Annotated in this window: 9 protein-coding genes; 6 read left to right on the top strand and 3 right to left on the bottom strand. The window is 69.7% G+C overall.

Annotated elements, in window-relative coordinates; all coding sequences use genetic code 11:
• Positions 1-23 precede the first annotated feature (23 nt).
• From AVR91_RS42000 to AVR91_RS41990, 3 genes are all read right to left on the bottom strand, one after another.
• Positions 24-1019, bottom strand: a complete 996-nt coding sequence (locus AVR91_RS42000; RefSeq protein WP_063273582.1) for a 1-aminocyclopropane-1-carboxylate deaminase — start codon at positions 1017-1019, stop codon at positions 24-26.
• A complete protein-coding gene (locus AVR91_RS41995) occupies positions 1016-1645 on the bottom strand; it encodes a GntR family transcriptional regulator (protein ID WP_211282840.1) in 630 nt (209 codons plus the stop codon). Before AVR91_RS41995 ends, AVR91_RS42000 begins: the two co-directional genes overlap by 4 nt.
• A gap of 126 nt (positions 1646-1771) precedes the next feature.
• The gene (locus tag AVR91_RS41990; RefSeq protein ID WP_005163289.1) at positions 1772-2131 is read right to left on the bottom strand and encodes a DUF1844 domain-containing protein; all 360 of its coding nucleotides are present in this window, start codon (positions 2129-2131) and stop codon (positions 1772-1774) included.
• Positions 2132-2399: 268 nt separating this feature from the next.
• Here AVR91_RS41990 and infC point away from each other — a divergent pair, with 268 nt between their 5' ends.
• From infC to pheT, 6 genes are all read left to right on the top strand, one after another.
• Entirely contained in the window at positions 2400-2975 is a 576-nt protein-coding gene (infC, locus tag AVR91_RS41985; RefSeq protein WP_063273553.1) for a translation initiation factor IF-3, read from the top strand.
• A 70-nt stretch (positions 2976-3045) separates the two neighbouring features.
• Positions 3046-3240 carry a 50S ribosomal protein L35 gene (gene rpmI / locus AVR91_RS41980; RefSeq protein ID WP_007028043.1) on the top strand — a complete coding sequence of 65 codons (195 nt, stop codon included), beginning with the start codon at positions 3046-3048 and terminating at the stop codon, positions 3238-3240.
• Between the two features lie 62 nt (positions 3241-3302).
• A complete protein-coding gene (rplT, locus tag AVR91_RS41975; protein WP_005163284.1) occupies positions 3303-3680 on the top strand; it encodes a 50S ribosomal protein L20 in 378 nt (125 codons plus the stop codon).
• Positions 3677-4510, top strand: a complete 834-nt coding sequence (locus tag AVR91_RS41970) for a TrmH family RNA methyltransferase (RefSeq protein ID WP_076153733.1) — start codon at positions 3677-3679, stop codon at positions 4508-4510. Before rplT ends, AVR91_RS41970 begins: the two co-directional genes overlap by 4 nt.
• A 235-nt stretch (positions 4511-4745) precedes the next feature.
• Positions 4746-5810 carry a phenylalanine--tRNA ligase subunit alpha gene (gene pheS, locus AVR91_RS41965; RefSeq protein WP_037345633.1) on the top strand — a complete coding sequence of 355 codons (1065 nt, stop codon included), beginning with the start codon at positions 4746-4748 and terminating at the stop codon, positions 5808-5810.
• A complete protein-coding gene (gene pheT, locus AVR91_RS41960) occupies positions 5811-8378 on the top strand; it encodes a phenylalanine--tRNA ligase subunit beta (protein WP_063273555.1) in 2568 nt (855 codons plus the stop codon).
• Positions 8379-8456: the final 78 nt, after the last annotated feature.

The following is an 8456-nucleotide window of genomic DNA, read 5'->3' as shown; positions in this document are numbered from 1 at the left end:
GAACGGCCCGTTCATTGCAGCCGCTAGAGCACGCTCGTGTAGCCGTTCAGGGCGGGCTGCCCACCCAGGTGCGCGAAGAGCACGTTCGACTCCCGCGAGATCTCGCCGCGGGAAACGAGGTCGATCAGCCCCGCCATCGACTTGCCCTCGTACACCGGATCGGTGAGCACGCCCTCCAGTCGCGCCAGCGTCCGGATCGCGTCCAAAGTGGACTCGTCCGGGATACCGTAGATCCCGGCGTGATAGCGCTCGTCCAGTTCGACGTCGCCGATCTCGCCCGCCCCGATCAGGTCCGCGGTCGCCCGCGCGATGCGGGTGATCTGGTCACGCGTTTCCGCCGGCTTCGCCGACCCGTCGATACCGAGGATCCGCCGCGGCTTCCCGGAAAGCGCGGCCCCGGCGACCATCCCCGCCTGCGTGCTGCCGGTCACCGAGCAGACGATCACGGTGTCGAAGAAGACGCCGAGCTCGGCCTCCTGCGCTTCGAGCTCGACGATCCAGTTCGCGAAACCGAGCCCGCCGAGGCGGTGGTCCGAACCGCCGGCCGGGATCGCGTACGGCTTCCCGCCGTCGGCCTCGATCTCCTTGACCGCGTTCTCCCAGCTCTCCTTGAAGCCGACGCCGAATCCGGCCTCGACCATCCGGATATCCGCGCCGAGGATGCGCGAGAGCTGGATGTTGCCGACCTTGTCGTACATCGGGTCGGTCCAGTCGACCCAGCTTTCCTGAACCAGCACGGCCTTGAGCCCGGCCCGCGCGGCGGCCGCGGCGACCTGGCGGGTGTGGTTCGACTGCACGCCGCCGATGGAGATCAGCGTGTCCGCGCCCTGGGCCAGCGCGTCGGCGACCAGATATTCGAGCTTCCGGGTCTTGTTGCCGCCGAACGCGATCCCGGAGTTGACGTCCTCGCGTTTCGCCCAGACCTTCGCGCCGCCGAGATGGGCGGTGAGCCGTTCGAGCGGGTGGACGGGGGAGGGGCCGAACAGCAGCGGGTAGCGGGGGAAATCGGCGAGGGTCATGGCGTCTCCAGGAGGGCTTCGAGTTCGGTCCAGATCGTGGCGGTGATCGCGCAGGCGGCGTCGACGTCGCCTGCTTCGATGGCGTCGGCCAGCTCCGCGTGGCGCTGGACCGACCGGTGGGCGGGCAGGGAGCCGAAGCGCGCGTATTCGAGACGTCGCAACAGCGGCGTGTAGCGGGCCAGCGTCGCGGCGATCGCCCGGTTGCGCGCGGCGGCCACCGGGACGTCGTGGAGCTCGTCGTCGGCGGCGATCGCGGCCGCGATGTCCCCGGCGGCGATCGCGTCGGCGAACCGGGTGTTGGCCGCCCGCATCGCGGCGACCTCCGCCGGTCCCATCCGCGGCGCGCCCGCCCGGACGGCGAACTCGTGCAGCGTCCGCACGAGCTGCAAGGCGTCGCGGACGTCGTCGGGGACGAAGCCCGCCACTCGTGTGTAGCTCTGTGGCTTCGACTCGACCAGACCGTCCTCGATGAGGCGCAGCAAGGCCTGGCGCACCGGCGCCCGGGAAAGGCCCAGCTGCTCGGCGAGGTCGCCGTCGCGCAGGTTCGTGCCCGGCGGCAGCGTCCCGTCGATGATCGCCCGCCGGATGTTCTCGTAGGCCTCGTCCCTGAGGAGGGACCTCGGCACCTTCGCTAACCCACTCACATCTGAAATGTTAGTTGGCGGTGTGCCGGTTCGGTAGTCCGGATGTCAGGAAAGGGTCGNNAAAATGTCCTGAACGACCCTTTCCTGACACTTGAGGGGCGGCGGGGCCTAGTAGACCGGTCCCGTGTACTTCTCGCCCGGCCCCTGCCCGGGCGCGTCCGGCACGGCCGAAGCCTCGCGGAAAGCCTTCTGCAGCGACTGCAGGCCGTCGCGCAACGGGCCGGCGTGCAGGCCGAGGTACTCTGCCGAAGCGGTGACCAGCCCGGCGAGGGCGGTGATCAGGCGACGGGCCTCGTCGAGGTCGCGGTGCGGTGAGCTGGCCGGGTCCTCGTCCGCGAGGCCGAGACGTTCGGCGCCGGCGGAGAGCAGCATGACGGCCGCCCTGCTGATCACCTCGACGCTCGGGATGTCCTCCAGGTCGCGGACGTCCGGGGAATACGGGGGTTGCTGAACGGGTTCATCTGACACGTCTGGTACCCTTCCACGAGCGACCAGCCCCCGAGCGATCGGGGGCGGCAAGTGGAGCCCCGCTCCCACCCGTGTCACCGCCGCAACACCAGGTGTCCGGGTCCGGTCTCGCCAAGACGATTTCGGGCGTCGAGGCGGTGTGTTCGGTTCTGGAGATCGAACACGATCGGAAAGAGTGGGCCCCGCGTACCGCACGGTACCGGGGCCTTAGGTATGTGGGCACCAGGTCGAAACGGTAGAAGAATTTACCTCGAACCAGGGAGGCCCCATCAGCTCCGAGACACGCATCAACGACCGAATCCGGGTTCCGGAGGTCCGCCTCGTCGGGCCGGCCGGTGAACAGGTCGGCATCGTCCGGATCGAAGATGCGCTGCGGCTGGCACAGGAGAACGATCTCGATCTCGTCGAGGTCGCCCCGCAGGCACGCCCGCCCGTATGCAAGCTCATGGACTTCGGCAAGTTCAAGTACGAGAGCGCGCAGAAGGCCCGCGAGTCCCGCCGCAACCAGCAGCTCACCGTCATCAAAGAGCAGAAGCTGCGGCCGAAGATCGACCAGCACGACTACGAGACCAAGAAGGGTCACGTGTCGCGCTTCCTTGCGGCAGGCAACAAGGTCAAGGTCACGATCATGTTCCGCGGTCGCGAGCAGTCCCGGCCGGAACTCGGGTTCCGCCTGCTGCAGAAGCTCGCCGACGAGGTGACCGAGCTCGGCTTCGTCGAGTCGTCGCCGAAGCAGGACGGTCGCAACATGATCATGGTGTTGGCCCCGCACAAGAACGTGAAGCCGCAGAAGGCCGCGAAGGCAGCCAAGGACGAGACGTCCGAGCCGCCCGCCGACGCGTAGCGCCGACCAGCACATGTCAGCGGCACACCGGGCGATACCGGTGTGCCGCCGCACGGAAGAGGACAACGTAATGCCGAAGATGAAGACGCACAGCGGGACGTCCAAGCGTGTCCGCGTCACGGGTTCGGGCAAGCTGCGCCGCCAGAAGGCCGGCCGCCGCCACCTGATGGAGAAGAAGTCCAACAGGCTCACCCGTCGCCTCGAAGGCACGACCGAGATCGCCAAGAACGACGTCGGCCGCGTCAAGCGCCTTCTCGGCCGCTGACACCCCGCACTTTGTAAACGCCGGGCGCCCAGCGCGCCCCCAGATCGACAGGATGGACCCCAGTGGCACGCGTCAAGAGGGCTGTCAACGCCCAGAAGAAGCGTCGCGCGACTCTCGAGCTCGCCAGCGGCTACCGCGGCCAGCGTTCGCGGCTGTACCGCAAGGCGAAGGAGCAGACGCTTCACTCGCTGAACTACGCCTACCGGGACCGTCGTGCCCGCAAGGGTGATTTCCGCCAGCTGTGGATCACCCGCATCAACGCGGCCGCCCGCGCCAACGGCGTGACCTACAACCGCTTCATCCAGGGCCTCAAGGCCGCGGGTGTCGAGGTCGACCGCAAGATCCTCGCGGACCTCGCCGTCAACGACGCCGCCGCGTTCACCGCGCTGGCCGAGCTGGCCAAGGCGAACGTGAACACCGAAGAGAAGAAGTCGGCCTGACCGGCTACAGCGCTCTTCCGCAACCCGGGGCGGCTCCGTTCACCGAACGGACGCCCCGGGTTGTTGCTGCGCGCAAGCTCACCCGCCGGGCCGAGCGTGAGAAGACCGGCCGGTTCCTCGCCGAGGGCGCGAACGCCGTCGAGGCCGCGCTCGAAAACGGCGGCACGGTGTACGAGCTGTTCGTGACCGAACGCGCCGCCGCGCAGCACGAGCGGCTGCTCACCGTCGCGCGTGAGGCGGGCGTCCCCGTCTCGCCGATCACCGATCGCGCCGCCGACGGGTTGTCCGAGACCGTGACACCGCAAGGCATCGTGGCGGTCTGCGCGCTCGTCGACCGTCCACAAGAGACCGTCCTGAAGCCCGGCGCGAAGCTCGTCGTCGTCCTCGTCGATGTCGCCGACCCCGGCAACGCGGGGACCGTGATCCGGGTCGCGGACGCCGCCGGCGCCGACGCGGTCGTCCTAGCCGGGGACAGCGTCGACCCGCACAACGGCAAATGCGTCCGCGCGGCCGCCGGCAGCCTGTTCCACCCCGCCATCACCCGGATCCGGGACGTCGACGCGGCCTTGAAGGCCTGCTCCGCCGCCGGGCTCCGCACCCTCGGCGCGCACGGTTACGCCGACACCGAACTCGATCAGGTGACCTTCGACGAGCCCACCGCGTGGGTCTTCGGCAACGAGGCGCACGGCCTGCCGCGAGAGGTCCTGGAAACGGTCGACCTCGCGGTGAAGATCCCGATGTACGGCCGCGCCGAGAGCCTGAACCTCGCGACGGCCGCGGCCGTCTGTGTGTACACAAATGCGATGGCTTCGCGGGCCGCGGCCACGTAGAGTCTCGGCCATCACGCCGTCGCACCACGACACCAAGGGAGCTCTCATGGAACGCAGTGTTCGTTCCAGCACCTTGTTTACGGCGTAGAGCGCGTTTTCGCACTCCCGAGTGACGGTGTGCCCAGCCCGAGGGTGATCGGGGGCCGCCGTTCGCTGTCCCATAGAATTCAGCAGCTGCTAAACCCATGTGTGCGCTCGCGTGCACCGGACCAGTCCCAGCGGACGCCGAGGAGTTATGTCCGAAGCCAACGACAAGCAGGACCCCCAGGCGGGGGCGCTCGCGCCGGAAACGTTGACGGCCGCCGTCAAACAGGCCGAGACGGATTTCGCGGCCGCGGCGGATCTCGACGCGCTGGCCGCGGTAAAGCCCGCCCACCTCGGGGACCAGTCTCCGCTGCTGCTCGCCCGCCGCGAGATCGGCGCCCTGCCGAAGCAGGAGAAGGCCGAGGCCGGCAAGCGGGTCAACGAAGCGCGCCAGGGCATCCAGTCCGCGTTCGACGCCCGCCGCGCGGTGCTGCAGGCAGAACGTGACGAGAGGGTGCTCCGCGAGGAGGCCGTCGACGTCACCCTGCCGTGGGACCGTGTGCCCCGCGGCGCCCGGCACCCGATCGCGACCCTCTCGGAGCGGATCGCCGACGCGTTCGTCGCGATGGGCTACGAGGTCGCCGACGGCCCGGAGCTCGAAGCCGAGTGGTTCAACTTCGACGCGCTGAACTTCGGCAAGGACCACCCCGCGCGCCAGCTGCAGGACACGTTCTACCTCGGCGAGGAGGACTCCGGCCTGGTGCTGCGGACGCACACCTCGCCGGTGCAGGCCCGCACGCTGCTGCACCGCGACCTGCCCGTGTACGTCGTCTGCCCCGGCCGCACCTACCGGACCGACGAGCTCGACGCCACGCACACGCCGGTGTTCTCGCAGGTCGAAGGCCTCGCGGTGGACAAGGGCCTGACGATGGCACACCTCAAGGGCACCCTCGACGCCTTCGCCCGCGCGATGTTCGGCGGGACCTCGAAGACCCGCCTGCGCCCGCACTTCTTCCCGTTCACCGAGCCGTCGGCCGAAGTCGACGTCTGGTTCGAGGAGAAGAAGGGCGGCCCCGGCTGGGTCGAATGGGGCGGCTGCGGCATGGTCAACCCCAACGTCTTGCGTGCCTGTGGCGTCGATCCCGAGGTGTACTCGGGCTTCGCCTTCGGCATGGGTATCGAGCGCACCCTGCAGTTCCGCAACGGAATTCCGGACATGCGCGACATGGTGGAGGGCGACATCAGGTTCACCCTGCCCTTCGGAACGGAGGCCTGAGTGAAGGTCCCAGCCAGCTGGCTGATCGAACACCTCGACGTCGACGAGGAGGTCACGGCCCAGGATCTGGCCGACGCCTTCGTGCGCATCGGCATCGAGGTCGACGACGTCCGTGAACTCGAACCCGTCACCGGCCCGCTCGTGGTCGGCCGCGTCGCCGAGATCGAGGAGCTCACCGAGTTCAAGAAGCCGGTCCGGTTCTGCCGGGTCGATGTCGGCGAGTCGGAGGACGAGGACGCCGACAAGCCGGACGAGAACCTCGACGACGAGGATGACGACGAAGGTCCTTTCGAGGACGACGGCCCCACGGGGATCAAGACCCGCGGGATCATCTGCGGCGCCTCGAACTTCGCCGAGGGCGACCTGGTCGTCGTCGCGCTGCCCGGCACCGTGCTGCCCGGCGGTTTCGAGATCGGCGCGCGCAAGACCTACGGCCGTCTCAGCGACGGCATGATCTGCTCCGCGAGCGAACTCGGCATCGGCGACGACCACTCCGGCATCCTGGTGCTCCCGCCGAGCACGGCCAGCCCGGGCGAAGACGCGAGCAAGCTGCTCGGCCTCGACGACACCGTTCTCGAGGTCACGCCCACCCCGGATCGCGGCTACACGCTGTCGGTCCGCGGCCTGGCCCGCGAGCTGTCCAACGCGCTCGACGTCCCGTTCGGCGACCCGGCGTCCATCGAGGTCCCTGAGGCCGAGAGCGACGCCTGGCCGGTGCACCTCGAAGACACCGAGGGCTGCAAGCGGTTCGTCCTCCGCCGGGTCAAGAACCTCGACGCGACCGCGCCGACGCCGTGGTGGATGCGCCGCCGCCTGATGCTGGCGGGCATCCGCTCGATCTCGCTCGCGGTGGACGTGACCAACTACGTCATGCTCGAGCTCGGGCACCCGCTGCACGCGTTCGCGACCGGTTCGGTCAAGGGCGATCTGGTGGTGCGCAAGGCGAAGCCGGGCGAGAAACTGACCACTTTGGACGATGTCGAGCGCACGCTCGACGCGGACGACGTGGTGATCGCCGACGACAGCGGGGTCATCTCGCTGGCGGGCACGATGGGCGGCGCGTCGACCGAGATCACCCCGGAGAGCACCGACGTGCTGCTCGAAGCGGCGCACTGGGACCCGTCGTCGATCAGCCGGACGGCCCGCCGTCACAAGCTGTTCTCCGAGGCGGCCAAGCGGTTCGAGCGCTACACCGACCCGCAGCTGTGCGCGGTGGCCGTCGAGCTCGCCGCACGCCTGCTGCGTCAGTACGGCGAGGGCTCGATCCCGCCCGGCCGCACCGACGAGGGCGGCGTCGAGCCGAACCCGCCGGTGACCATGCCGATCAGCCTGCCCGACCAGGTGGCCGGGGTGCGCTACGAGCGCGGTGTCACGGTCAAACGACTCTCGCAGATCGGCTGCAAGGTCAACGTGGGCACGTCGGAGGACGGCACCGCCCTGGTGACCGCGGTCCCGCCGAGCTGGCGTGGCGACCTGGTGCAGCCCGCCGACCTCGTCGAGGAGGTGCTCCGGCTGGAGGGCTACGACAGCATCCCGTCGGTGCTGCCCGACGCCCCGGCGGGCCGGGGCCTCACCGACGTGCAGCGTCGTCGCCGCTCGGTCGCGCGTGCGCTGGCGGAGAACGGCTACGTCGAGGTGCTGCCCTTCCCGTTCATCTCGGACTCGGTCTGGGACGCGTTCGGGCTGCCCGAGGACGACGTCCGCCGCAGCACCGTGAAGGTCCGTAACCCGCTGGAGGCGGACAAGGACCGAATGGCGAGCACCCTCCTGCCCGGGCTGCTGGAAACGCTGCAGCGCAACATTTCCCGTGGTTTCAAGGATGTCTCGCTGTTCCACATCGGACAGGTCGTGCTGCCCGGGCCGAATCCGATCCCGATGCCTTCGCTCGGGGTGGACCGGCGCCCGACCGACGAGGAGCTCGCGGTACTGGAGGCGGCGGTCCCGCCGCAGCCGCTGCACGTCGCCGTCGTGCTGGCGGGTCAGCGTGCCCGCGCCGGCTGGTGGGGCGCGGGCGAGCAGGCGAACTGGGCCGACGCGGTCCAGGCCGCCCGGCTGGTGGCGCAGGCCGCCGGTGTCGAGCTGACCACGGCCGCGGCGGATCAGCCGCCGTGGCACCCCGGCCGCTGCGCGCAGCTGCGGGTGGGGCAGTGGCCCGTCGGTTACGCCGGTGAGCTGCACCCCAAGGTCGTCGAGGCGCTCGGGTTGCCGCCGCGCACCGTCGCGATGGAACTCGACCTGGACGCGATCCCGATCCCGGACGGCCGTCCGGCGCCGCAGATCTCGGCGTACCCGCCGGTGTTGCTCGACGTCGCCCTCGTCGCGGAGTCGGATGTGCCGTCGGCGGATCTGGCCGAGGCGCTGCGCGACGGCGCGGGCGAACTGCTCGAGGACATCACGCTGTTCGACTCGTACCAAGGCGAGCAGGTGGGCGAGGGCAAGCGTTCGGTGGCGTACAAGCTGCGGTTCCGTGCCGCGGACCGCACGCTGACCGTCGACGAGGCCACCAAGGCCCGTGACGCCGCCGTCGCGGTCGCCGGCGAACGCTTCGGCGCGAGCCTGCGGGCCTGACCCGGTAGTCCCGTGAAGGCCCCCTTCCCTCGGCTCAGTCCAGGGAAGGGGGCCTTCACGCGCTTCAGGTGTGGCAAA

Origin of the sequence: Amycolatopsis keratiniphila subsp. keratiniphila (genome assembly GCF_001620365.2) — a bacterium.
GTDB lineage: Bacteria > Actinomycetota > Actinomycetes > Mycobacteriales > Pseudonocardiaceae > Amycolatopsis > Amycolatopsis keratiniphila.
The sequence above is the reverse complement of the archived record's forward strand: the minus strand, read 5'-3'. Positions and strand labels throughout refer to the sequence as shown.